The sequence below is a fragment of the Nocardia sp. NPDC058058 genome (genome assembly GCF_042885355.1).
Lineage (GTDB): Bacteria > Actinomycetota > Actinomycetes > Mycobacteriales > Mycobacteriaceae > Nocardia.
The window spans coordinates 422,709-445,504 of record NZ_JBHVSA010000004.1; the positions used below are offsets into that span (position 1 = coordinate 422,709).

General features: G+C 67.4%; 22 protein-coding genes and 1 tRNA gene. 10 read left to right on the forward strand and 13 right to left on the reverse strand.

Going from position 1 to position 22,796, the window contains the following annotated elements; all coding sequences use genetic code 11:
- Nucleotides 1-21: 21 nt before the first annotated feature.
- From hutH to ACFVUS_RS33050, 3 genes are read right to left on the reverse strand one after another with little or no spacing between them, the layout of a single operon-like run.
- Nucleotides 22-1,671: a histidine ammonia-lyase gene (hutH, locus tag ACFVUS_RS33040; protein ID WP_387775607.1), complete on the reverse strand. Its 1,650-nt coding sequence runs from the start codon at nucleotides 1,669-1,671 to the stop codon at nucleotides 22-24.
- Nucleotides 1,671-2,858, reverse strand: coding sequence for an FAD-dependent oxidoreductase (locus ACFVUS_RS33045; protein ID WP_387775610.1), 1,188 nt, complete (start codon nucleotides 2,856-2,858; stop codon nucleotides 1,671-1,673). The genes hutH and ACFVUS_RS33045 overlap by 1 nt, the downstream gene beginning before the upstream one ends.
- On the reverse strand, nucleotides 2,855-4,189 hold the full coding sequence (locus tag ACFVUS_RS33050; protein ID WP_387775613.1) for a beta-ketoacyl-[acyl-carrier-protein] synthase family protein: 1,335 nt from the start codon (nucleotides 4,187-4,189) through the stop codon (nucleotides 2,855-2,857). Before ACFVUS_RS33050 ends, ACFVUS_RS33045 begins: the two co-directional genes overlap by 4 nt.
- Before the next feature lie 278 nt (nucleotides 4,190-4,467).
- Between ACFVUS_RS33050 and ACFVUS_RS33055 the strand changes: the two genes are divergently transcribed.
- Together ACFVUS_RS33055 and ACFVUS_RS33060 are read left to right on the forward strand one after the other, a co-directional pair.
- Nucleotides 4,468-5,493: a LysR family transcriptional regulator gene (locus ACFVUS_RS33055; protein ID WP_387775616.1), complete on the forward strand. Its 1,026-nt coding sequence runs from the start codon at nucleotides 4,468-4,470 to the stop codon at nucleotides 5,491-5,493.
- A 6-nt stretch (nucleotides 5,494-5,499) separates the two neighbouring features.
- Nucleotides 5,500-6,405 carry a LysR family transcriptional regulator gene (locus ACFVUS_RS33060; RefSeq protein ID WP_375965140.1) on the forward strand — a complete coding sequence of 302 codons (906 nt, stop codon included), beginning with the start codon at nucleotides 5,500-5,502 and terminating at the stop codon, nucleotides 6,403-6,405.
- Here the strand turns inward: ACFVUS_RS33060 and fabI are convergent.
- From fabI to ACFVUS_RS33095, 7 genes are read right to left on the reverse strand one after another with little or no spacing between them, the layout of a single operon-like run.
- Complete coding sequence (gene fabI, locus ACFVUS_RS33065; protein WP_387775620.1) at nucleotides 6,369-7,133, reverse strand: enoyl-ACP reductase FabI; 765 nt, start codon at nucleotides 7,131-7,133, stop codon at nucleotides 6,369-6,371. The two genes, ACFVUS_RS33060 and fabI, sit on opposite strands and share 37 nt — an antisense overlap.
- A gap of 16 nt (nucleotides 7,134-7,149) precedes the next feature.
- Nucleotides 7,150-8,628: a class I adenylate-forming enzyme family protein gene (locus ACFVUS_RS33070; protein ID WP_387775622.1), complete on the reverse strand. Its 1,479-nt coding sequence runs from the start codon at nucleotides 8,626-8,628 to the stop codon at nucleotides 7,150-7,152.
- A gap of 5 nt (nucleotides 8,629-8,633) precedes the next feature.
- The gene (locus ACFVUS_RS33075; protein ID WP_387775625.1) at nucleotides 8,634-9,074 is read right to left on the reverse strand and encodes a nuclear transport factor 2 family protein; all 441 of its coding nucleotides are present in this window, start codon (nucleotides 9,072-9,074) and stop codon (nucleotides 8,634-8,636) included.
- Complete coding sequence (locus ACFVUS_RS33080) at nucleotides 9,071-9,940, reverse strand: SDR family NAD(P)-dependent oxidoreductase (RefSeq protein ID WP_387775628.1); 870 nt, start codon at nucleotides 9,938-9,940, stop codon at nucleotides 9,071-9,073. Before ACFVUS_RS33080 ends, ACFVUS_RS33075 begins: the two co-directional genes overlap by 4 nt.
- Nucleotides 9,937-10,773 carry a TIGR03619 family F420-dependent LLM class oxidoreductase gene (locus ACFVUS_RS33085; protein ID WP_387775631.1) on the reverse strand — a complete coding sequence of 279 codons (837 nt, stop codon included), beginning with the start codon at nucleotides 10,771-10,773 and terminating at the stop codon, nucleotides 9,937-9,939. Before ACFVUS_RS33085 ends, ACFVUS_RS33080 begins: the two co-directional genes overlap by 4 nt.
- Nucleotides 10,770-12,248: a phenylacetate--CoA ligase family protein gene (locus ACFVUS_RS33090; protein WP_387775633.1), complete on the reverse strand. Its 1,479-nt coding sequence runs from the start codon at nucleotides 12,246-12,248 to the stop codon at nucleotides 10,770-10,772. The genes ACFVUS_RS33085 and ACFVUS_RS33090 overlap by 4 nt, the downstream gene beginning before the upstream one ends.
- Before the next feature lies 1 nt (nucleotide 12,249).
- Entirely contained in the window at nucleotides 12,250-13,578 is a 1,329-nt protein-coding gene (locus ACFVUS_RS33095) for an NAD(P)/FAD-dependent oxidoreductase (protein WP_387775636.1), read from the reverse strand.
- Nucleotides 13,579-13,757: 179 nt separating this feature from the next.
- On the opposite strand from ACFVUS_RS33095, the gene ACFVUS_RS33100 reads away from it, so the two are divergent.
- The 3 genes from ACFVUS_RS33100 to ACFVUS_RS33110 all read left to right on the forward strand — a co-directional run bounded on the left by ACFVUS_RS33100 (nucleotide 13,758) and on the right by ACFVUS_RS33110 (nucleotide 14,736).
- Nucleotides 13,758-14,165 carry a MaoC family dehydratase N-terminal domain-containing protein gene (locus ACFVUS_RS33100; protein ID WP_387775639.1) on the forward strand — a complete coding sequence of 136 codons (408 nt, stop codon included), beginning with the start codon at nucleotides 13,758-13,760 and terminating at the stop codon, nucleotides 14,163-14,165.
- Nucleotides 14,162-14,572, forward strand: a complete 411-nt coding sequence (locus ACFVUS_RS33105; RefSeq protein WP_387775642.1) for a MaoC/PaaZ C-terminal domain-containing protein — start codon at nucleotides 14,162-14,164, stop codon at nucleotides 14,570-14,572. The genes ACFVUS_RS33100 and ACFVUS_RS33105 overlap by 4 nt, the downstream gene beginning before the upstream one ends.
- Nucleotides 14,573-14,662: 90 nt before the next feature.
- Nucleotides 14,663-14,736 (forward strand) — tRNA-Leu (locus tag ACFVUS_RS33110).
- A 133-nt stretch (nucleotides 14,737-14,869) separates the two neighbouring features.
- Here ACFVUS_RS33110 and ACFVUS_RS33115 read toward each other — a convergent pair.
- Together ACFVUS_RS33115 and ACFVUS_RS33120 are read right to left on the reverse strand one after the other, a co-directional pair.
- The gene (locus ACFVUS_RS33115; RefSeq protein ID WP_387775645.1) at nucleotides 14,870-15,697 is read right to left on the reverse strand and encodes a hypothetical protein; all 828 of its coding nucleotides are present in this window, start codon (nucleotides 15,695-15,697) and stop codon (nucleotides 14,870-14,872) included.
- Between the two features lie 120 nt (nucleotides 15,698-15,817).
- A complete protein-coding gene (locus tag ACFVUS_RS33120) occupies nucleotides 15,818-17,263 on the reverse strand; it encodes a carbohydrate kinase family protein (protein ID WP_387775648.1) in 1,446 nt (481 codons plus the stop codon).
- Between the two features lie 50 nt (nucleotides 17,264-17,313).
- Between ACFVUS_RS33120 and ACFVUS_RS33125 the strand changes: the two genes are divergently transcribed.
- The 5 genes from ACFVUS_RS33125 to ACFVUS_RS33145 all read left to right on the forward strand — a co-directional run bounded on the left by ACFVUS_RS33125 (nucleotide 17,314) and on the right by ACFVUS_RS33145 (nucleotide 21,563).
- Nucleotides 17,314-17,859, forward strand: a complete 546-nt coding sequence (locus ACFVUS_RS33125; RefSeq protein ID WP_387775651.1) for a hypothetical protein — start codon at nucleotides 17,314-17,316, stop codon at nucleotides 17,857-17,859.
- A gap of 77 nt (nucleotides 17,860-17,936) precedes the next feature.
- Nucleotides 17,937-18,563 carry a hypothetical protein gene (locus ACFVUS_RS33130; protein WP_387775654.1) on the forward strand — a complete coding sequence of 209 codons (627 nt, stop codon included), beginning with the start codon at nucleotides 17,937-17,939 and terminating at the stop codon, nucleotides 18,561-18,563.
- Nucleotides 18,564-18,651: 88 nt separating this feature from the next.
- The gene (locus tag ACFVUS_RS33135) at nucleotides 18,652-19,353 is read left to right on the forward strand and encodes a hypothetical protein (protein WP_387775657.1); all 702 of its coding nucleotides are present in this window, start codon (nucleotides 18,652-18,654) and stop codon (nucleotides 19,351-19,353) included.
- Nucleotides 19,354-19,466: 113 nt separating this feature from the next.
- Nucleotides 19,467-20,609: an esterase-like activity of phytase family protein gene (locus ACFVUS_RS33140; protein ID WP_387775660.1), complete on the forward strand. Its 1,143-nt coding sequence runs from the start codon at nucleotides 19,467-19,469 to the stop codon at nucleotides 20,607-20,609.
- A 207-nt stretch (nucleotides 20,610-20,816) separates the two neighbouring features.
- Nucleotides 20,817-21,563 (forward strand): helix-turn-helix domain-containing protein, encoded by a 747-nt coding sequence (locus ACFVUS_RS33145; RefSeq protein WP_387775663.1) that lies wholly within the window; start codon nucleotides 20,817-20,819, stop codon nucleotides 21,561-21,563.
- Between the two features lie 3 nt (nucleotides 21,564-21,566).
- On the opposite strand, the gene ACFVUS_RS33150 is transcribed toward ACFVUS_RS33145, so the two are convergent.
- The gene (locus tag ACFVUS_RS33150) at nucleotides 21,567-22,787 is read right to left on the reverse strand and encodes an acyl-CoA dehydrogenase family protein (protein WP_387775666.1); all 1,221 of its coding nucleotides are present in this window, start codon (nucleotides 22,785-22,787) and stop codon (nucleotides 21,567-21,569) included.
- Between the last annotated feature and the right edge of the window lie 9 nt (nucleotides 22,788-22,796).

Genomic DNA, 22,796 nt, shown 5'->3' on the forward strand with positions numbered 1-22,796 from the left:
CCCTTTCGATGCGATGGGGTCTCAGAGAGTGGCGGCGACGGGACGCCGGGTGCCGTGCAGCAGGTCGTTGACGATGCCGCTGAGGGTGTCGCTGCGAATGAGTTGCAGTACCGCCGCGATATCGACGTCCATACCGCGATCGTCGGCGTTGAACGGCACGTGCTCGCGAATCGTCTTGTGCACCAAACGTGCCGAGCGCGAGGCGCGATCGAGTCCGCGCAGTTCGATCGCCTGGCACAGCGCGATCAGGTGGATGGCGAGCACCTCCTCGACCAGTGCGATGACGGTGCGGGCATCGCGCGCGGCGATGGGCGCCATGCTGACCTTGTCCTGGTTGTGCGCCTCGGTGGAGCGGGAGAAGATGCTCGCGGGCGCGGAGTTCTTCAGGGCCTCGGCGGTGATGGCGGAGCAGGCGATCTGCATACCCTTGAAGCCGTGGTGCAGTCCGGCCCGCCAGTCGCCGGGTTCGAAGCGCGCCACCAGGTTCGGGGTCAGGCCGTTGTTGAACTTCTCGTCGACGACCAGTTCCAGCTGCCGGTCCAGCAGGTCGGCGATATTGGCCACCGCGGTCTTGATCGAGTCCATGGCCTGGCCGATATGACCGGCGTAGAAGTTGCCGCCATTGTGGACGGCGGTCTCGGCGGCGTCGAAGAGCGGATTGTCATTGGAGGAGTTGATCTCGATGTCCAGCCAGTTGCGCGCCCAGCTCGCGGTATCGCGCAGAACGCCGATGACCTGCGGCGCGCACCGAATCGAGTACTTGTCCTGGATGGAACGCGGCAGCCGGGCGTAATCGTTGTCGCCGAGCCCGCCGGTCATGCCGAGCACCTGATCGTGATCCAGCGCCAGCCCGGAATCCGCGAGCAGTTCGGCGATGGCCGCGGCCGAATCCCGCTGTCCCGGATGCGGTTTGTGATCGTGGATGAAGTGGTGGAAGTGACCGCGGTTGCCGCACAGCGCTTCCGAGGCCATGGCGGTGCACAGCTCGGCGAGCAGCGCCACCCGCTGCGCGTCCGCGAGCGCCAGGCTGGCGAAGGCGGCGGAGAAGGAGGTGCCGTTGATCAGCGCCAGGCCGTCCTTGGCCTCGGGCACGATCGGGCTCAGCGCCAGTTCGCCGAGCACCCCGGCGGTGGGCCGCAACCGTCCGCGATAGCGCACCTGACCCTCGCCGAAGACGGCGGAGGCGAGATAGCACAGCGGCACCAGATCGCCGCTCGCGCCGACCGAGCCGCGCTCCGGAATCTCCGGGCGCACATCGTGATTCAAGTACTCCAGCAGCCGGTTGATGAGTTCGGCGCGGATGCCGGAGTTGCCGCGCGCCAGGCAGTTGGCGCGAATCAGGATGGTGCCGCGCACCACCTCGGGGGCGGCCATCGGGCCGGTGCCGTTGAGGTGGTAGCGGGCGATATTGCGCTGCAGTTCAGCGGTTTTCGCCGAGCTGATCTGGCTGGTGACGCTATCGCCGAAGCCGGTGGTGACGCCGTAGATCGGCTGCCCGGTGGCGATGAGATCCCGCTTGAGTGTGCGGGACTGTTCGACCCGCGCGGTCGCGCCCGGATCGAGTTCGACGCCGATGCGCGAGCCGCGCCGCGCCACCGTGACCACATCGTCGACGGTGAGGGTGTGCCCGTCGATGGTGAGGCCCGCGGCCCCGTTGGTTCCGATTCCCATCAGTCGCTCCGTCCTGTGTTGGTGATTACTGCGGTTTCGGGGATGGGCAACAGGGTGCGAATCTCGCGCTGGCCCAGGGACAGGTCGGCGAAACCGGTGACATACAGGGTTTCGTCGACGGCGGTATCGGTCATGAGGGTGTGCTGGCGGGCTTGGAACGCCTCCACGAAGGGACGGCGCAGTTGTTCGAACCCGGCGAGCAGCTGTGCGCCGGGATCGGTTGCGGTGCCGGAGTTTTCGGAGGATCCGGGAGTTTCGGCACTCAATGCCCGATCGAGCAGCGGTGCGAGCAGCCAGGCGTCCTGGAGCGCGAGGTTCACGCCCTGGCCGCCGTACGGGTGCACGCTGTGCGCGCTGTCCCCGAGCAGTGCCACGTGTCCGATCGACCAGTTCCGCACCTGCACGGTGTGATGCGAGATCAGTGCCACCACGGTGCCTTCGGTGGCCACCCGGGTGGCCAGGTCGGCATCGAAGCGTTCCAGCGAGCAGATCAATTCGGTGCGCGCGTCCGGGAGTTCGGTGGCCTGCACCGCGCCGAACACGTGCGTGCTGTCCGGGCCGGACGGCACCGCGACCACGGGGCGGGTGCTGCGGTAGCTGCGCACCCGCGGCGGATCGTCGGCCCGGGGCACCCGCACGATGAGCTGCCGATCCTCGAATTGCGCCAGGCGCGCGTCGAATCCGGCGACCGTGCGGACCGTGGAGTACTTACCGTCCGCGCCGACGGCGTACGCGGCGCGCACCACCTGCGGCGTGGGGGTGCCGGACAGGCGCAACTCGCAACTGCCGTTCGGCTGTCGCACCGCGGTCACCTCGGTGCCGGTGCGCAGCGTGACCCGGGGTTCGCTGTCCAGTGCCTCGAGCAGCCTGCCCTGGAGTTCGCGCAGCGGTACCGCCAGCGCCCACGGCACGGCCTCGGTGAAATCGCGGTAGTCGCCGGAGAAGATGGGACCGGCGGGACCGATCTCGTCGATGCCCTCCAATCGCAGTCCGGCGCGGTCGAGTCCGTCGAGCAGGCCGATGGATTCGAACAGTCGCAGCGTCACCGGTTGCAGCACCACGCCGCCCGGCGGTGGCACGGTGAGCGACGTGCGTTCCAGCACGGTCACTTCGCGTCCGGCGCGGGCCAGCAGCAGCGCCAGGGCGAGGCCGCCCGGGCCCGCGCCCACGATTGCGCAATCGATCATGAGGGGCTCATTTCGGGAGTGGGACGCACGATCGGGGTGCGGGCATCGGCGACGGCGCGGAAGACCAGCACCGAGTTGTGGCCGCCGAAGCCGAAGGAATGCGAGGTGGCGATGGGGATTTCGGCCGCACGCGGCCGCTCGGTCACCAGGTCGAGTTCGCAATCCGGATCGACCTTGTCGAGATTGAGGATCGGCGGGATGGACCCGAGGGTCATGGCCGCGACGGTGGCGATGGCCTCCACCGCACCGGCCGCGCCGACCAGGTGACCGAGCGCGGACTTGCTGGCGGCGATCGGAATCCGCTGTGCGGCAGCGCCGTACGCGGTTCTGATGGCCATCGCCTCGCTGCGGTCATTGACCGGGGTGGAGGTGGCGTGCGCGTTGATATGCGCGACTTCGGTTGCCTCGCACCGGGCGTCGGCCAGCGCGGCGGCAATGGCCCGCACCGCGCCCACACCTTCGGGGGCGGGTGCGGACGGGTGGTGGGCGTCATTGCCCACCCCGTAACCGGCCAATTCGGCATAGACGCGCGCGCCCCGGGCGGCCGCGTGGCTCGCGCGCTCGAGCACCAGCACACCCGCGCCCTCGCCGATGACGAAGCCGTCCCGGTCGATATCGAACGGCCTGCTGGCCCGCTCGGGTGCGTCATTGCGGGTGGACAGCGCGCCCGCGATGCCGAATCCGGCCAGTACCAACGGGGTTATCGCGGCTTCCGACCCGCCCGCGAGCACCGCGTCCGCGCGGCCGGAGCGAATCAGGTCCACGGCCAGCCCGAGCGCGTCCGCGCCGCTGGCGCAGGCCGAGACCGGAGCGAAGGACGGTCCGCGCAGGCCGTATCGGATGGCGGACTGCGCTGCGGCCATATTCAGCGGCATGGCGATGCTGAAGAACGGCCGCACCGCTTGCGGGCCGTCGGCGAGCAGGCGGCGATGCTGTTCGCTCATCTCCTCGATGCCGCCGACGCTGGAGCTGATGATCGAACCGAAGCGATCCGGGTCCACGCCCCGTACGGGAGTGGGTTTGCGCGCGGTCCAGGGGGTGTCTTCGGCGAGCAGTCCGGCATCGCGCAGGGCTTCGCCCGCGGCGACGACGGCGTAGCGGGCGAACGGGTCCAATTGCGGAATCAGTTTCGCCGGTAGATATTCGGTAATTTCCGGATCACGGACTTCACAGGCGAATCGGGTGGGAAATCCGGTGGTATCGAACTTGGTGATCGATTGTGCGGTGGGTACGCCGGCATATAAACCGCCGAGCATTGCCGGGACACCGGTTCCGTACGGCGTCACCGCGCCCAGCCCGGTGATGACGATCGAATCGTGTGAGAGGAACACCTCTCGACTGTGCGACCGCGCGCCGGACGCGGCAATGAGCAAAAACCGTCGCCGCCGATAGGTGAATACAGGGCCGCATACCGGGGATGAGGCGAGTACCATGGCGATCTAATACGTTGCCGCACAACGATTGACACATCCGGCTGCCAGATCGTCGATCGCCCGTCGCACGCGGTTTCCCGGCGCTCCACTGCCGCGTCATATCGGTGGAGTCGACTTGTCCCCGGTACTCGACGACGAAGCCGACGATGTATGCCGACAGGTGTTAGGTGCGCGGGATGAAACTGCGTCAATTAGAATACTTCGTCGCGGCCGCCGAAGAATTGCATTTCGGTAGAGCGGCCGCCCGGATGGGTGTATCCCAACCTTCCCTGACCGAGCAAATCCAACGACTCGAACAACAACTCGACGCCGCGCTCTTCGATCGCGACAGCCATACCGTCGAGTTGACTCCCACCGGCGAACTACTCTTCGGCAAAGCCCGCGCCACACTGGAATCCGCCGATTGCGCGGTACGGGTGGCCCGGCGCTCGCACCCCGGGCACCGCCGCGAACCGCGCGGTTCGGTGCGCATCGGATTCTGCTGCTCCGCCACCCGCAGCGTGCTGCCCGACGCCCTGCGCACCTACACCGCGCTGTATCCGGGCGCGGTGGTGACGCTCAAGGAACTGTGGACCACCGAACAGCTGGAAGAACTCCTGGACCACCGCCTCGACATCGCCTTCGTGCTCGGTCCCGTGCACGATCCGGCGCTGCGTTCCTACCCCGTCGCCCGCGACAGCTTCGCGGCCGTCCTGCCCGCCGATCACCGCCTCGCCAGAACCGCGGATATCCATGTGCGGGAACTCAATTCGACACCGGTGGCGCTGTTCCGGCGCAGCCTCAGCACCGGACTGCACGACCGCCTCACCGCCCGCCTGGCCGCGGCCGGGGTGGTGCTCGACGTCGTACACGAGGTCGCGCACCCCAATGTCGTTCCACTGCTGGCGGCCACCGGTGTGGTGGGCCTGGCCTCCACCACCCGCGCCGCCCAGGCCGACGTGCCGGGCGTGGTCACCCGCCCGCTGGTCGGCACCCATCTCGAAGAGGACATCCACATGGTCTGGCGCGCAGACGAATCCGCCATCCCCCGACTCGAATTCATCGCCCTGGTGGCCCCGCTGGAGGACACCGCGCTGCCGTCACTCGAACCCGTCGCCGCGGCATGGCGCGAACCGGCTGCCCCGCCGCGGCGCGAAGTCGCTGTCGCACAGCAGGTGCACGGTGCGTCGAAGGCGCTGCGACATCCGGTTGGGGCGCGGTAGCGGCCGATGGAACTGCGTCAGCTGCGGTACTTCCTGGTGGCCGCCGAGGAATTGCATCTCGGGCGGGCCGCCGCGCGCATGCACATCACCCAACCGGCGTTCACCCAGCAGATCCGGCGGCTCGAGCGTGAGCTCGGGGTGCTGCTGCTGGATGTGACCAGTCATAAGATCACGCTCACCCCGGCGGGGGTCGCCTTCGCCGGGGAGGCGCGTGAGACCCTGGAGCGCGCGACCGAGGCGATGGATACCGCGCGCCGCGCCTCGCGCGGTGAGATCGGCAGTCTCTCGATAGGTTTCGGAGCGGCTGCCGCGCACCGGGTGCTGCCCGGATTCCTGCGGACGTTCCGCGAGCGCTATCCGGATGTCACGCCGGTGCTGGACGAGATGTGGACCGCGCATCAGGTGCAGGCGCTCATCCGGCGGCAATTGCACATCGGATTCGTGCTGGGTCCGGTGCCCGATCCCAAACTGCGGTCGGCGCAGGTCGGCGAGGAGAGCTTCGTGGCCCTGCTGCCACCGCAGCATCCGCTGGCGGCGGAGCCGGAGGTGCCATTGCGCGCGCTGCTGGCCGAGCCGATCGCGCTGTTCCGCCGCGAGCTCAATCCCGGTCTGCACGATCGGCTGCTCGCGGTGAGCCGGGCGCAGTCCCGCAAATTGGATGTGCGGTACGAGGTGGAGCATGCCAACGCGCTGCGCGTGCTGGTGGCGGCCGGGCACGCGCTCACCATCTCGTCCCGTTCGCGGGCGCGCCAGCTCGCGGATGGGAATCTGGTGTCGCGGCCCATCGTGGAGCCGAGTATCCGGGAGCCGATCACCATGGCCTGGCAACCGGATACTCGTTCCCCGCTGGTCTCCAATTTCGTTGCGCTACTCGATCAATTGCCGACCGCGTGCGCGCCGCCGTCGACGTGAACGATCTCCCCGGTGGTGGCCGGGAACCAGTCCGAGAGCAGGGCGACACAGGCCCGCGCCACCGGGGTGGAATCGCTGATATCCCAGCCCAGCGGTGCGCGCTGTGACCAGTCCTGGCGGCGGTCGTCGAAACTGGGCACATTGCTCGCGGCGACCGTGCGGATCGGCCCGGCCGCGACCAGATTGACCCGGGTGCCCTGCGGGCCGAGATAGGTCGCCAGATAGCGGGCGGCGGATTCGAGGCCCGCCTTGGCCACACCCATCCAGTCGTAACCGGGATAGGCGGTGGAGGCGTCGAAGTCGAGGCCGACGATGGACGCGTTCTCGGCGAGCAGCGGCCGCAGCGCGGTGGCCAGGCTCACCAGCGAGTAGGTCGAAACCCGCAGTGCGGTGGCGACATCGGGCCATTCGGTATTCAGGAAGTTGCCGCCGAGCGCGGATTGCGGTGCGAAGGCGATGGCGTGCAGGACGCCGTCGATCCGATCCGCGTGCTCGCCGACGCGGGCGCTCAGACTGCTCAGCTGTTCCTCGTCGGCCACGTCCAGCTCGATCACCGGCACCGGCTCGGGCAGGCGCTCGACGACTTTGCGCACCAGGCTGAGCCGGCCGTAGCCGGTGACGATCACCCGCGCGCCCTCGCGCTGCGCCAGATCGGCCACGCCGTAGGCGATCGACGAGGGTGTCAGCACGCCCGTCACCAGCAGCGTCTTGTTGTCCAGCAGGCCCATCAGCGTTCTCGCTCTCTCATCGCGGAGCCACCATCCAGGCGGCGGTGCGCAGCAGGGACTTGATCACTTTGCCGCCCGGATTGCGGGGCAGCGGGGTGCGATACACCGCGACCAGCTCGGGCATCTTGTAGCGGGCCAATTCCTTTCGGGCGGAACGGAATACCTCGCGTAACTGATCCTCTTCACCCGGTACCAGCACGATGGCGGCGGCGACCTTCTCACCCGCGATGCTGTCCGGGACGCCGGTCACCGCCACCTCGCGCACGCTCGGATGTTCGGCCAGTGCGCGCTCCACCTCGGCGGAGTAGACGTTCTCGCCGCCGCGAATGATGACATCCTTGGCGCGGTCGACGATCCGGACCAGGCCCCGATCGTCGATGGCGGCGATATCGCCGGTGCGCAGCCAGCCGTCCGCGAAAGCCTGTGCGGTGGCGGCGGAGTCGTTCCAGTACCCGGCCACCACATTGGGACCGCGCACCAGCAGTTCACCGACGCCGGTGCCGTTGGGGTCGTCGAGACGCAGATCCACCACGGGGGCGGCGAACCCCACGCTGTCCGGATGCTCGTCGACCTGATCGTCGGGGAGATAGGTGCAGAACGACGCACTCTCGGTGAGCCCGTAGCCGTTTCCGAGCCGGGCACGCGGAAACAGCTCGCGCAGTTCGGGAATCAGCCGCCGCGGCATGGGGGAGCCGCCGAAGGTGATGCTGCGCACCGATCCCAGCCGATAGCGATCGAGGTGGGTCTGGCCCAGCAGCATGCGGTACATGGTGGGCACCGACATGAGCGCGGTGATCGCCTCGGATTCGATGGCGCGCAACATGGAGCGGCCGTCGAACTGCGGCAGGATCACCAGCGTGCCGCCCGCGGCGACGCTCGGCAGCAGCTGCGAATTGCAGCCCGTCACATGGAACAGCGGCACCGATACCAGGCTCACCCACGGTTCGGTGATGCCGAGCAGGCGGCGGGCGTTCTCGATATTGGCCAGGAAGTTCGCGTGCGTGGTGGTCGCGCCCTTGGGGCGGCCGGTGGTGCCGCTGGTGTAGAAGATGGCGGCCGGATCGTGCGGTGCCGCTTCGGGGATGCGGCGAGACCGCGAGCGGGTGGGCAGGTGGTCGGTATCGAAGACGTATGCCAGAGCGGCGTTCTCGGTGATGTGCGAGATCTCCGGTTCGGACAGGCGCGTATTGATCGGCACCGCAACGCATCCGGCGAGCTGGACGGCGAAGAAGGCCGCGCACCAGTCCACCCCGTTGGGGAGCCGGATGCCCACCCGGTCGCCGGGGCGGACGCCCGCACCGGCGAGCCCGGCCGCCAGGGCGACGGCGCGATCCCACAGCTGGGCGTAGGTCAGGCGCGGGCCGCCGACCTGGACGACGGCCTCGGCATCGGGCACGCGCTCGACGGTAGTGCGAAGCGCCGTCACCAGATTCGGCAACAGGTCGGGGTAGCGGGCGATGCCGTCGGCTCCGCGCATCGGCGCGGGCTGCGTCATGGCGGTCATAGTGAGGCCTTTCGTGCGCGGGCGTAGACCTCCGGATCGCCGGTGCGCCAGATGACTTCGAAGCGCAGTCGCTCGATCCGCCAGCCGGTGTCGTCGATCAGGGTCAGCCGCAGCGGTCCGGCGACCTGATAGCTGCCCTCCGGATCGGCGAACAGCGCCTGCTGCATGAGCGTGGTCTCGGCGGTCCCGTCGTAGATCTCGGTCGACACGCAGGTGAGGGTGTGAATACTGGTCAGCCGGGCCTGGGTGGCGGTGACGCGGTCTGCCCATTCGTCACCGCTGTAGCTGTGCCAGGCCTCCGCGCCCTGGAAGGCCGGATTGTGGATCAGCACGGTATCGCCGAAGCAGCGGCGATACCGCTCCCGATCGGCCAGATCGAGGCCGAGACCCAGATCCGCCACCAGGCCCAGGATTTCGAGCTTGTCCGCCGTGTTCATGTCAGGTGTAGCCCTCCGTCTACCCGGAGCACCTCGCCGGTGATCCAGCCCGCCGAGGCATCGGCCAGCGCCACGATCCACCGGGCGACCTCGGCCGGGTCACCGCGCCGTTGCAGCGGGATCCGCTGGCGCTCACGCTCTTTGATCGCCTCGATGCGATCGGCGGGCACGCCCGCACCCGCCAGCAGCCCGGTCTCGGTCGGGCCGGGCGAGATGGCATTGACTCGTATTCCGCGCGGAGCGAGCTCCAATGCCCAACTGCGCGTGAGGCTTTCCAGCGCCGCCTTGGTGGCGGCGTAATGAGCGCTCCCCGCCACCGCCCGCTGTGCGTAGGCGCTGGTGACATTCACGATCGCCCCGGTGTGCTTGGCGAGGGCTTCCAAACAGTGGCTGGCCAGCAGACTCGGCGCGACGATGTTCAACCGCACCAGCCGATCGATATCGGCCGGCGAGATCCCCGCCAACGCCGCCGGACCATAGGGCCCCGCATTGTTGACCAGCACATCGATCCGGTCCCATTCCCGCAGCGCGGTCTTGGCGATCCGCTCGGGCTCATCCGGATCCGCGAGATCCCCGATATGCGCGTGAATCCGTTCATGCAGCGCCGCAGCGTCTTCCAACGGCTTACTGCGCCGAGCGACGGCGAGCACCTGTGCCCCCTGCTCGGCCAGCAGCACCGCCGTGGCCCGCCCGATCCCGGAACTCGCGCCGGTCACGATGGCCACCATCCCGGTCATCGGTGCCGCCGGAATCGGAACCGCACCGGTCGCCGCCCCGACTTGCCGATCGGCCGCAGCGTCGCCGTGGGCGGACGCCGCGGCGCCGGCGCCCGAGGTGTCACCGGCGGCAGCGGCCTCGGCCGTCATGACAGTTCCTCGCGCGCTCGGACCACGTGTGCGGCAGCGGTTTCCGGGTCGGTGTCGATGTCCAGCACCAGTTCGGTCGCACCAGCCGCCGCCAACTTCTTCGCGGCGGGGAGCGAGTTGTCCAGTGGGCCGACCAGGCGCACGACGACTCGTCCCGTGCCGACTATTTCCGCTGCCGTGTGCACGATGTCGGTGTCGATGCGGTCGGCGAACATGTAGCCGTACCAGCCGTCGAGTTCGCCCGCCCGGCGCAGGGCGGCCGTGCTCATGCCGCCGCACAGGATCGGAATCCGCTGCGGGGGAACGGGATGCATGGCGACGCCCTTGGGCAGTCCGTAGTGCGCGCCGTCGTAGGCCTCCGGTGTCCCGGTCCAGCAGGCGCGCATCAGCTCGACCACTTCGTCGGTGCGTTCGGCGCGCTCGGCGAACGGGATGCCGAGGGTGTCGAATTCCTCTGCCATCCAGCCGGATCCGATGCCGAGGGCCACGCGGCCACCCGCCAGCGCGGCGATGGTGCCGAGTTGTTTGGCCAGTAGTACCGGCTGCCGCACGGCGGCGACCAGGACCCCGACACCCAGCTCCACGCGCGTGGTGACCGCCGCGGCCATGCCGAGCGCGGTCACCGCCTCCATGAACGGCGTGTCATCGCGCCAGGGCACGGAGCCGTCCGGTGCGAAGGGGTAGAACGATTCCGTCGGGGTCACCGTGACGACCCGGTCGGACAGCCAGAGCGAGTCCACCCCGGCGGCTTCCAGGCTCTGGGCGGCGTCCAGCACGCGGTGCGCGTCCGGCCCGAAGTTGGCGAGTTTCGCCCCGATGCGTATGGCGCTCATCCGATGCTCCGTTCATCGCGGACCCGGCGCATCTTGGTGCGCGGGCGATCAAGCGTTCCGATTTCGGCCCATTCGAAGCTGTCCAGGTCGAATCCCGCGATCCGGCGCACGAAATCCCGTACGCGGTCACCGACTTCGGCGCGTTCACCGGCGGCGTCGCCCGGCCATTCCGCCACCAGGCCGATAGCGTTGTCCCGCAACACAATGTGGTACCAGGGCGCTGCCTCGGGCACCGCTTGCAGGAACGCCTCCTCGATCCGATACGGCGAGACCGCGGTGTCGCCCGCCGGAATCTGATCGGCGATCCGCCCGTACACGTGCAACGTCGGCAGCGTCCGCCCGCACTCGCACGGCTCACCCGGCAGCATCCCGCGATCTCCACTGCGGAACCGCACGAACGGGGTCGCATTGCGGCCCAGCGTGGTGAAAACCAGCGCGCCAACGGTTCCTGCTCCGACGACCTGCGGTCGTCCGTGCTGGGTAACCTCGGGCGTGGTGACTTCGGGCGCGGTGATCTCTCGCTCGGTGGCTTCGGAGGTGGTGGTGGCCGCATCCGGCGTGGTGGCGGGCTCGTCATTGTGCCCGGGCGCTCCACTGGTGGGCGAGCCGGTGAACGCCGCTTCGTCCACGACCTCGGCGTAGCAGTTGCCCGCCGCGACGTGGTAGACGCCCAACTCGCAGGTGTAGGCGATGATTCCGATCTCGGTGCTTCCGAACCACTGGCGTACGTCCGCCTGCCAGCGCTGACCCAGGCGGGTCAGCATGGACGGCGCGGCCCCTTCGCCGCCGACGCGCAGGTGCCGGATCGAGGGCTGCTCGCCGGGGTAGGCGGCCTCGTAGAGATCACGCAGGTACCAGGCGTAGCTGGGGGTGCTGAAGAGCGTGTCCACGCCCAGGTCGTGAATGGCCTGCAGCAGGCGTTCGGGCGGGCCGTAACTGCCGCCCTTACCCGCGGGCAGCACTACCGCTCCCTGACGCTGCACGTCCCGGTGCACCGCCAGGCCGACCGTGGCCATGTCATAGGGCAGCGCGACCGCCACCAAATCCGTTGCCGCGAAGGCGAACAGCCCACCCGGCGCGTAGCGCGCGCCGTCGCCGCGCAGATCCTCCAGCGTGTACGCCACATAGGTGGTCGGCCCGGCGGTGGTGCCGGAGCTGAGATTGATCTGCGCGACGTCGCGCCACGGGACGGCCAGCAGTTCGCGCAGCCGTCCCTTCGCCTCGGCCGGTTCGGTGAGCGGCAACCGCTCGAATTCGGCGAGGTCCACCGGTGCGGTCGTACCCGCGAACTTCGCACGGTGGAAAGGCGATTCGAAGGCGTGCGCCACCGATAACGGCAGCGCCTCCGCCACGTACTCCGAGAGCGCCGCCGCGGGCCAGTATTCCAGCGGCTTCGTCTCCCGCGCCGAGATCTCGGCGATCATCCGGTCGGCGGCCGATCTGGGATCGGCCGCTGCGGTGGCGATCTCGGTCATCTCATCCCACCACCGCTGCCTCGGCGGTCTCCGCGGCGTCCTGCTCCGGGTAGACCGGGCAGCCGTACACGAACGGGAAATCGTCGAAGGTGTCGTATTCCCGGTTGGCGCGCAGCAATTCGCCGACCGGATTGTTACGGCTCCAGAAATCGCCGCTCAGCAGGCGCGCGATCCAGCGGCCCTCGATGGTGACCGAGTCGCTGGACAGGCTGGCGACATACTTGCCGAAATTGAAGTTCGACTCGTAGAACGCGTAGATGAGCCGGGTGTAGCAGTCGTAACCGGTCTTCACGAAATTCTCGTATTCCCGCTGGGTTTCGGCCTCGTCCGCGCCGCGCAGAATTGCGATGACCGATTCGGCGGCCTTGACGCCACTGGTAATGGCGAGGTACGCGCCGGCGGAGAAGATCGGGTCCACGAAACTACCCGCATCGCCGACCGAGAAATAACCTTCGCCCGCAAGGGTATTCGAGAAGTAGCAGTAATCGGACTCACCGCGGATTTCGTCGATGACGGTCGCGCCCTCGATACGGCAGGCAATGCGCGGCACCCGCGCCACATGCTCGTCGAATACCGCCAGCGGCGTGGATTCACGCACATTGCGGGCGGGCGTGACGGCGCCGACGCTCAGCTTGCCGTGGCCCAGCGGAATGGCCCACAGCCAGCCGTCGGGGTGATTGCCGACCTGGATATCGCCTTCGATACCGGGATTGGTGGCCTCGTCGACATTGCCGAAATGCTTGAACACACCGACCAGCTCGAGCCGGGTATTGGGACGGCGATTCTTGAAGTGCCGGTGCGCGATCACGCCGGTGCGCCCGCTGGCATCGAGCACGTACTTGCCGAATGCCTCGTACTCTTCGCCGTCGTACTTGTAGCGCACGCCGCGAATGCGGCCCTGCTCCTCGATGACCTCGGTGACGCGCGCGCCGTGCAGCACCTTCGCGCCCTGCTCCTGCGCGTTGTTCAGCAGGATCTGATCGAATTCGGCGCGCTCGCACTGGAACGCGGCCTCACGCCGGCCGCCGCCCTGCGAGGTGAAGTCCACCCGGCGGAAATCGCCGGAGGGGCCGGTGAATTCGGCGCCCCACTTGGTCGGGAAGTCCTCGGCCGGAAACAGGTCCAGCATGCCGAGGCGTTCCAGGATCCCCGCCGTGTACGGCAGCATGGATTCGCCGATGTGGAAGCGCGGAAAGTCCTCCCGCTCCAGCACCAGCACGTCGTACCCGGCCGCCGCCAGCTGGCGGGCGGTAATGGACCCCGCGGGGCCACCACCGATCACCACGGCGTCATGAAGTTGCCGGTCTTGTGTCGGATCGAACGATGCCATCTTGCAGCCCTCCGGTTGGTGAATGCGATTGCCGCCCTCGGTGACTCAATGTCGCGTTCACATGCTCGAATGCGGGCACCCCTGCCAGCAATCGCCGAATCCGTTGTGCGCGATAGGCATCGCGCGGCCGCGCGGCCCGTACGCTCGGCTCGGCCCCCACCGAACCGATGAGGCATGCCATGACCATTAGTCACATGTTCGCCGGAAATACACCTACCCGGGAGTCCCCGTATGTGGTGACCGAAACCGCGGTCGAACGATTCGCTCGCGCAATTCGGGCCATTCCCGCCGTTCAGGGTTTCGCCCCGCCCACTTTCGCGACGGTTATCGCCCAACCCGGCCAGGCGAAAGCCGTTGAACAACTCCTGAATTCATCCGCCGACCTACATGTCGTGCATCTGGACCAGACCTTCACCCACACCCGCCCGATCCGGGTGGGCGATCAGCTCTGGACCAGCACGACGATCGGGGCGGACAAGCGGCTGGGCCGTCACCGCGTCCTCACGGTCTCGACCGAAATCCGCAGCACCACAGACGATCTCGTCTGCGTCTGCCTGGCCACAGTGCTACTGCGAGCTGCTTCGTGACCGCCCCCGCCGTGCACTTCCCGCCGGTCCGTCACCGAATCACCAGGGCGGATCTGGCCGCCTACACGGCGGCCTCCGGTGATGCGAACCCCATCCATTCCTCCGATGCCGCGGCCGAGCGAGCGGGCCTGAAAGGTGTCGTAGCCCACGGCATGCTCCTCATGGGTCTGGCAGTGCAATCGGTCACCGACAACCCCGCTCTGGGCGCGGTCCTGTCCTGCAAAGCCAAATTCACCGCCCCCGCCTACATACCCCCGGGAGAATTAGGTACAGAACTCCTAATCCACACCCAACGCACCCCCGACCCCGATCCGACACGCACACACCTCACCCTCGAGGTCCTGCAAGCGGGCACCCAGGTGCTCACCGCCACATTACTTCTAGCCCCCACCCCACCCACCGCCTGAATACCGCCCCGGACATTTTCGACAACTCCCCGAAATCCACCCCCCGGTTGATTACGACTCAACCGTACGGCTCGGTACGCTGACCCCCACGCCCCCGTAGCCCAATTGGCAGAGGCAGCGGACTTAAAATCCGCACAGTGTCGGTTCGAACCCGACCGGGGGCACTAAAACCCGCAGGTAGAGCGAAAATCCCCCGCCACCCCCACCGCAACCATTAACCAACCAGTCCGCAATTTCTCCACACCGCACGCAACAGACCTGCGGGCCGGTATCGTCCGCCTCTCACACATCGCATCGCTAACCGCCCAGTTCCTTGAATGGATAGGCGGCAACTAACGCGCTGTACAGGTCGCCGTACGAGGTCCGCACGGTCTGCTTCGTCGCGGCGAAATACCGCGCCGCACGCGTATCGGACTCCGTTTCCTCGGAGGCATCGAGCGGCCGCACCCGATCGCAGCGGCGAGCGCCGCCGGATCCGTAACTCTCATCGCAGGTCCGGGCCTGGTGGGCGGCGATTGTGGTGTGTACCCGCAGTTCCAGCCGATCGAGTTCGGCCAGCCAGCGATCTCGGAAGATTTCAGGGGACGAGACCAGCGCTCGCAGTTCGGTCATAGCCGGTCCGGTGCTGTCGAGGGTCACCGTGGTGTCGCGACTGACCTGATAGGTCGGTGGGTCCGTGAAGACCGGCTCGGCTAGCCACTCGCGCTGATGGTCCGAGCCGGGATCGAGGGTGGGATGACCGAAGGCGATGCTGATCGCGGGATCGCCCGATGTCCCCTTGCTTTCGCGGAATCTGATGTGTGCGTTGACAAACCAGGCGCCGATATCGGCGGGGACCGAAAGCACGTCCAGGCGGGCGCCCGCCGCGGCGGGCGGTGTGGCGGAGTTCGTGGCGATTCCGATGACTCGTTGATTGGCCAGGTGCGCGCTGTCATCGGTGTTCCTACAGCTGCCGGGCGGCTCGATCTCGGCGATCCAACCGTCACACCAAAACGCGACCACGGTGTCGCCGACCTGTCGATAGGGAAGATGGCGCCAGCCCGAGCCCGCGGTCAGCCGCGCCCGCCGGTCGAGTTCGGCCATCAGATCGGCATCCGCCGGATCGTCGAATGTCAACGCGGACAACGACACCGGTGTCGGCTGCGGCGGTGTGATCGGTCCCGTCGGCTGTTGTTCGCTCGCGGTGACCGAACGACACGCCGACAAGGTCAGCATTAGCGCGAATAGCGCACTGCACCTGCGCATTCAGTCAGCCAGCCAGGGTGGGAGTTCGGCGCCACTGGAGTATTGCTCCCAGAGGGCGGGGAGGTCGGGGCGGTGGGGGATGCCGTCGCGGCCGCCTACCGTGCCGGAGGCGGCCAGAGCCATGACGTGGGCGAGGTTGACGGCTTCGATCGGGGTGCCGCCGTTCAGGAGGGTGAGCATTACCCCTGCCACGCAGGCGTCGCCCGCACCGGTGGTGTCGGTGAGGCGGTGGCTGTCGACGTCGACTACGCCATCGGGGTAGTAGGTCTTCATGCGATTGCCTGGTTCGCTGACGGTGATCGCCACCGAGCGGGTTCGGGTGGTTCCCGTGGAGAGTTTGAGGACCGTCACCGATGGTTGCGGGCGGGAGAGGCGGGCGCGCATATCTCGAATCTTGTCCTCTACCGGTCGTTCCTGGATGGTTCGGTGTCCGAGCAGCAGGTCGAGTTGCTGTTCGTGGACGAACACCACATCGGTGAGGCTCAGTAGCGATTCCATGCGCGCGGTGCCGAGGGCCGCGTAGATCGCTCCGGGGTTGAGGGTGATGAGCGTTCGATCGGCGACGGTCGCGGCGATTTCCTGTTGCAGCACATGCTGACCGTGGCCCGCCATGGAGGTCAGGTGCAGGATGCGGCAGTGCCGCGCGGTGTCGATCAAGGCCTCGACTCTGCCCAGGCGGCGCAGGCGGGCCGCCAATTCCGCGTTGATGCCCGGTGATACGACGATCATCCGGCCACCGGACTGATCCGCGAGCACGATGGTGCTGCCGGTGGGAAGTCGTGAATTTGCTACGGACAGTATCGAATTCACGTCCACGTCATCGGATTTCAACTGTGCCAGCAGATTTCGTCCCGCACTGTCATCGGCGACGATTCCGGCGACCGCCGCGCAGCCGCCGATCCGGGACAGCGCGACCGCGGTATTGGCCCCGGAACCGCCCGGCGCGTGCTGGCTCCAGCGGCTCACGACCTCGTGGTCCCGCTGAATACGGTCGACCAGATGCACCGCATCGGCATTCATGGCGGTAATGGTCAGCAGATCCGTCCGGCAGTCCCGCCGCACCTTCTCGACAGCATGTGTCCAGCCGTCCACGGGACGCGGCGCCGCGCTGCCGCAATCCCGATGCAGATCGGCCCACCGATCGAAATCACGCCACTCCGGCCTGATTCGCCGCCCGGTCCGATCGGCCAGCTCGAGGCAGGCGCGTACGAACCCCTCCACCGTCGACCAGGCCGGAGCGCGGGTATCGGTCGGCGAATCCAACCGGCCGTAGAGGTCGTAGAGCGTATTGCGGCCCATCGAAATACCCAGTATCTCGATGCGCCGGAACACATCCGCCGCCTTCGGCGAGCCGACGGCCGCCCGCAGCGCACGAAGCGCCGTGAACAGATCCGTTTCGGCCGGCACCGCGATCACCCCACCCCAGGACGAAATCCGGTCCCCCACGCCGGATCCGGTCCGGACATCGGGGCCCGTGTACTCGGCGAAAGTATCTCATGGCAACTATTCCCAAGGGGCACAACGACAATGCCGCCCGCCCTCCGGCAATGCGCGGCTCGGTCATCGGAATCATCGCCCGGCATCCCGAGCCGATCACCATGGTCGCACCGCGACCCCTATGGTTCGTGCTCCCAACCCTGCTACTGCTGACCGAACAGGCACTCGCACCGCCCACCCTGCTCCCCACCGTGGGCGGGTTCATTCTCGCCGTGGGACTGCACGGGCTAGCCGCCCGCCGCCCAGCGATGCGAATCCTCGCCCGTTGCGCCCCGCTGCAACAGCGCCCGGGCCTGTTGCTCCACCTGGTCGACGACACCGGCCGCAGATGGAACGTTCGGTTCCTCCCGGTCACCCCGATGGAATTGCGCATCGGTGACCCGGTCTTCACCGATGGGCGCATCGACCGGCACGGTCAACTGCGAATTCGCGCGCTCACGAATATCCGCACCGGTGTGCGCCGCCTCAGCCGCGCCGTCATGGTCTGGCCGATTGTGTTGGGCAGCATCGTGATAATGCTCCTCACCCTCATCTCAACCCGGTAGCCCACCGCGAAACAGGTTAGGTTGATGCCGATGCGGCTGTCGGTGTGATCGGCGGCCACCGAGGGGGAGGGTTCGACGTGTCCCAGCCTGGCTTCTATCCGGTTCCGCAGTCGTCGTGGGCGACCCCGCCACAGCGGAAGAAGCCTTCGGGGTGGTGGATCGTGGCCGGGGTCGTGTTGATCATCGCGGGTGTGGCGGGGGCGATCACCTTCGGTGTGATGAGCGTTGTGCGAATGAATGATCAGGTCAACCAGTTTCAGCGGGTTGCCGTGCCGGGATCCGGTGATCTGCGTTTGGAGTCCGGGGATTACCGGATCTACTTCGAGTACGCCGATGACGGGACGGCGGCGGACCCGTCCCTCGAAGCCGCGGTGCGCCTCACCGACCCGGCCGCTCGCCCGGTCGACCTGCGTGCCGCGAATGGTACGAGTTATCAGATGGGCAGCCATAACGGGCAGTCCGAGTTCACCTTTCACGCCGACCGGGCGGGCGTCTACCGACTGACCGCCCAGGGTTCGCCGAATGTGACCGTGGCGGTTGGCGGCGACCTCATCACCTCGATCATGAGAACCATCCTCGTCCCCCTCGCCCTGGGCTTCGGCGGCCTGATAGCCGGTATCGCCATCATCGTGACGGTCGTGATTCGCGGTGCCCGCTCGCAGCGCCCGCCCGCCGGAACCCGATCCGGCCCCTTCGCCTACTAGCCCGCCCACTTCGGTTCGGGGGTTGCCCGCGCACGGATTAATAGTTCATTATAGTGAATGATTCATCATGAAGAACTAAAGGATGGCCATGCGTGCAGGAAAAGCGTTGCTGATCAAGAGTTTTGCGTCGACGGCACTGGTTGCGGTCGGCCTATCGGTCTGTTCGGGTACCGCCGCCGCGACACCGGATGCGGCGGTCGCGGTGACGGCGAGTCAGGTGGGGGATACCGCCGTGATCACGCTTCCGAACGGGGCGATCGAGCTGCGGGACGGGGTGCTCGAGTTGGAGACCGCGAATCACACTGTGCTCGCCTTGGCTGAAATGTCCTTCCGGGTGGACGATTTCGTGTTTCCGATCGAGACGAACATCGCCGATCACACTGTGACGCTCACTCCCAGAATGGATGTGGAACACGCGGCGTACGCGCCGGTCGCCTTGCCGTTCGAGGACACCGCCGATTTCCATACGCCCTATCAGCGGGAACAGGCCGCCTGGAATCGGATGAGCAGCACCATCGGAATGGGGCTGACGATCGGCACCGTGGTGGGCGGACTCGGCGGGGCCGCCGTCGGATGTGTGCTCGGCGCGGTGGTGGGCGGCACGGTGGCCGCCGCCACCATCGCCGGATTGTTCGGCCCGTTCCTGCCCGCCGCGGCGCTCGGATGTCTCGGCGGAGTGGCCTCGATCGGCGCACTGGGGACCATCGCGGGACAGTTGCTGGTGACCGCACCGGTCGCGATTCTCGCAGCGGTGCAGTACTTCACCACCATCACCGCCCCGATGCCATAGCCGTCCTGGTCATCGGGACCGACCGGACAGTCGGGAGGCGCGGGGTCCGCCGGGTTGGTAGACACCAGCCGTATCCGGCAGCGGCCGGGCGGTACCGGAAGGAATTCGGGCGGATGAACAAGACAGCTCTCGCAGTGGGGGCCGTGGTGGCGGCGCTGAGCGTGGCGGCACCGCCGTGGACGCAGATGGGTCCGGGGCAGGCGTTCGGCAAACCGGGAACCACTGTGCGCCTGCTGAGTTCGGTGACCGTCCCGGATGATTTCGTCTTCGACGGCCAGCTGGTCGGCGGCCTGTCCGGCATCGATTACCGCCCGGTCGAGCAGACCTACCTCGCGATCAGCGACAATCGCGGCGAATCGGGTCCGGTGCGGGCCTACACGCTGCGGCTGCCGATCGACAAGGACAGCAAACTGGGCACGCCCGAATTCCAGCGCCAGATCCTGCTGAAGGACACGGACGGCGCGCCGTACGCCCCGCGCTCCATCGATCCGGAATCCATCAGGTGGAATCCCAACGGACAGAGCATGATCTACACCAGCGAGGGTGAGGCCAAGGCCGGCCGCCCGGGCTTCATTCGCGAGGCGGCCCTGGACGGCGGGTTCATCCGTGATATCCCGGTACCGGACGCCTTCACACCGCGCCTGGATGGCGGACAGGTCGTCTCCGGCATTCGCGACAACCTCGGTTTCGAGGCGATGGATCTGCCGCAGGGTGGTTCCTCGATCGTCGCGGTCAGCGAGAACGCGCTGGCACAGGACGGCCCGGCCGCCTCGCCCGATGCCGAGACCCGTTCCCGCTTCGTCCGATTGAACAGTCGCGACGGCGCGGACATCGCCGAGTACATCTACCCGGTGGACCGCGTCGCGGCCGGTGGCGTGCCCGCCGCCACCGGCATCTCGGAGATCCTCGCCGACGGCCCGGACCGATTCCTGACCTTGGAACGAAGCATGATCCCGAATATCGGATTCACCGGCCGCATCTACTCCACCTCGCCCGCGGGCGCGACTCCGGTCACCGGCGCGGCCGTCTCGCCCGCGACCGCCACCCCCATGTCCAAGGAGTTGCTGTTCGACTTCCGCGCCGCCGGAATCGACCCGCAGTGTGTCGAGGGCATTACCTGGGGTCCGGCGGTCAACGGCCAGCGCACCCTGGTCGTGGTGTCGGACAACAACTTCGGTGTTGTCGGTAAAACCATGTTCCACCTGCTGGCGGTCGATTCCGGCATCCCCGGAATCGGCACCGGAAGCGCGGGCTGATTTCGGCGAGCGGACCCGGTGGCTGGTGCGTTCCCCTCCAACGCACCAGCCCCTGACGAGCACGAAGGGGCAGTGGCACGCGCAGGTTCCAGGACCTGTAAAGCCTGTTTTCGCGCCGTGAGAAAGTCAATGCGGTGATGTCGCACCAGGGGTGAGACTTCCGCCCGTTTCCGGTGTGACTCGTGTGACAAAGCAAGGTTGAGGTGAATGGCAAAGGGGCAGTTGGCGGTCTTCGTGCGGGCTCGACGCGACGCACTCGGCATGACGCAGGCGCAGTTGGCGGGCACGACCGGTTGGTCCAAATCGGCGATCGAGAAGGTCGAAGCCGGAACCCTGATGCCCGGTCTCGAATTCGCGGGCGCGCTGTTCGACGCGCTGTGGATTCCGTATCTCTTCCGGGAGCGGATCATCGCATCGCTCTACCCGGGCACGCTCGACCGCATCCTGGGCCGGACCGTCGCCAAACCCGACGCCGACGATCTCGACGACCTCGAGCAATTCCCCTACCCGGCCGCCTACCTGATGCTGCCCGAGGGCGAGATCGTCGGTCTCAACGCCGCCTGGCGCGCGGCGTTCCCGGAAACCGCGGCGCGACCGAACCTGTTCACCTATCTCTTCACCGAGCCCGCCGCGCAACAGGTGCTGCTGGACTGGGAGCCGCTCACGCACGGCTTCACCTACGGCCTGCGCATGATGGGCCCGATCGTGCTGTCCGAGGACACCATCACCGAGATCGTCGACCGCTGCCGGACGCACCCGGACTTCGACCGCATGTACACCACCGATCCGGACGTGCACACGGCGCTGCGAACCGAGCTGCGCATCGCCGACCCGGCCACCGGCGCGGTCCGCCGGGTCCGGCTGCGCATCGACAAACCCCATCTCCCGCACAGCCCCTGGCTCACCTACCGCCTGATCCCGATGGCGGATCCGGGACCGGACGGCGCGGCGTGAACGCTAGCGGGCGAGCAGCCCCTTGGCGATGTGGGTGACCTGGATTTCATTGCTGCCCGCGTAGATCATCAGCGATTTGGCATCGCGGGCAAGCTGTTCCACCTTGTACTCGGCCATATAGCCGTTGCCGCCGAACAATTGGACCGCCTCCATGGCGACCTCGGTCGCGGCGCGCGAGGAGTACAGCTTCATCGCGGAAGCCTCCGCGAGCGAGACCTTCTCGCCCGCCGCGGTGCGCTCGATGGCGTTGAACACCATGTTCTGCACATTGATTCGCGCGATCTCCATCTCGGCCAGCTTGAGCTGGATGAGCTGGAACTGCGCGATCTCCTTACCCCACAGCTTGCGCGATTTCGCGTAATCCACACAGAGCCGGTGACATTCGTTGATGATGCCCAGCGCCAGCGAGGCGATACCGATGCGCTCGGCCGCGAAAGACTCCTTGGCACTGTCCTTTCCATCGCCCTTGGCCGGATTCTCGGTCTCACCGAGCAGCCGGTCCGGGGTGATGCGGACATTGTCGAAGAACAGCTCACCGGTGGGGGAGGAGTTCATGCCCATCTTCTTGAACGGCGGGCTCTGCACGAAACCGGGCATGCCCTTGTCCAGGACGAAGGTGAGCACCTTGCGATCGCGGCGATCGACGCCGTCCTCCTCGTCCAGCTTGGCGTAGACCACGGTGACATCGGCGTACGGGCCATTGGTGATGAAGGTCTTGCGCCCGTTCAGGATGTAGTCCGCGCCATCGCGCCGCACATAGGACTTCATCCCGCCGAAAGCGTCCGAGCCCGAATCGGGTTCGGTGATCGCCCATGCGCCGACCTTCGCCATGGTGACCAGGTCGGGCAGCCAGCGCTGCTTCTGCGCCAGCGTGCCGCGACTGCGAATGGTGCCGACGGTGAGCCCGAGGCTGACGCCCATCGACGCGACCAGACCGAGGCTGACACCCGCGAGCTCACTATTGAGGATGACCCCCATGCTGCCCGCGCCGCTGAACCCGCCGCCCGGCTTACCGGTGGTCCCGGCCTCCTCGCGCGCGAGGGACTTCGCCAGTCCCTCCTTCGCCATTTCGTCCAGCCCGAAGGTGGCGTACAGCTTGCGGATGATGTCGAACGGCGGCAGCGCGCCACTCTCCAGCTGGTCGACGTGCGGCTTCAGTTCCTTCTCCATGAATCCGCGCAGGGCGTCGCGGAACATCAGGTCTTCGTCGGACCACTGGTACATACGGTGAAC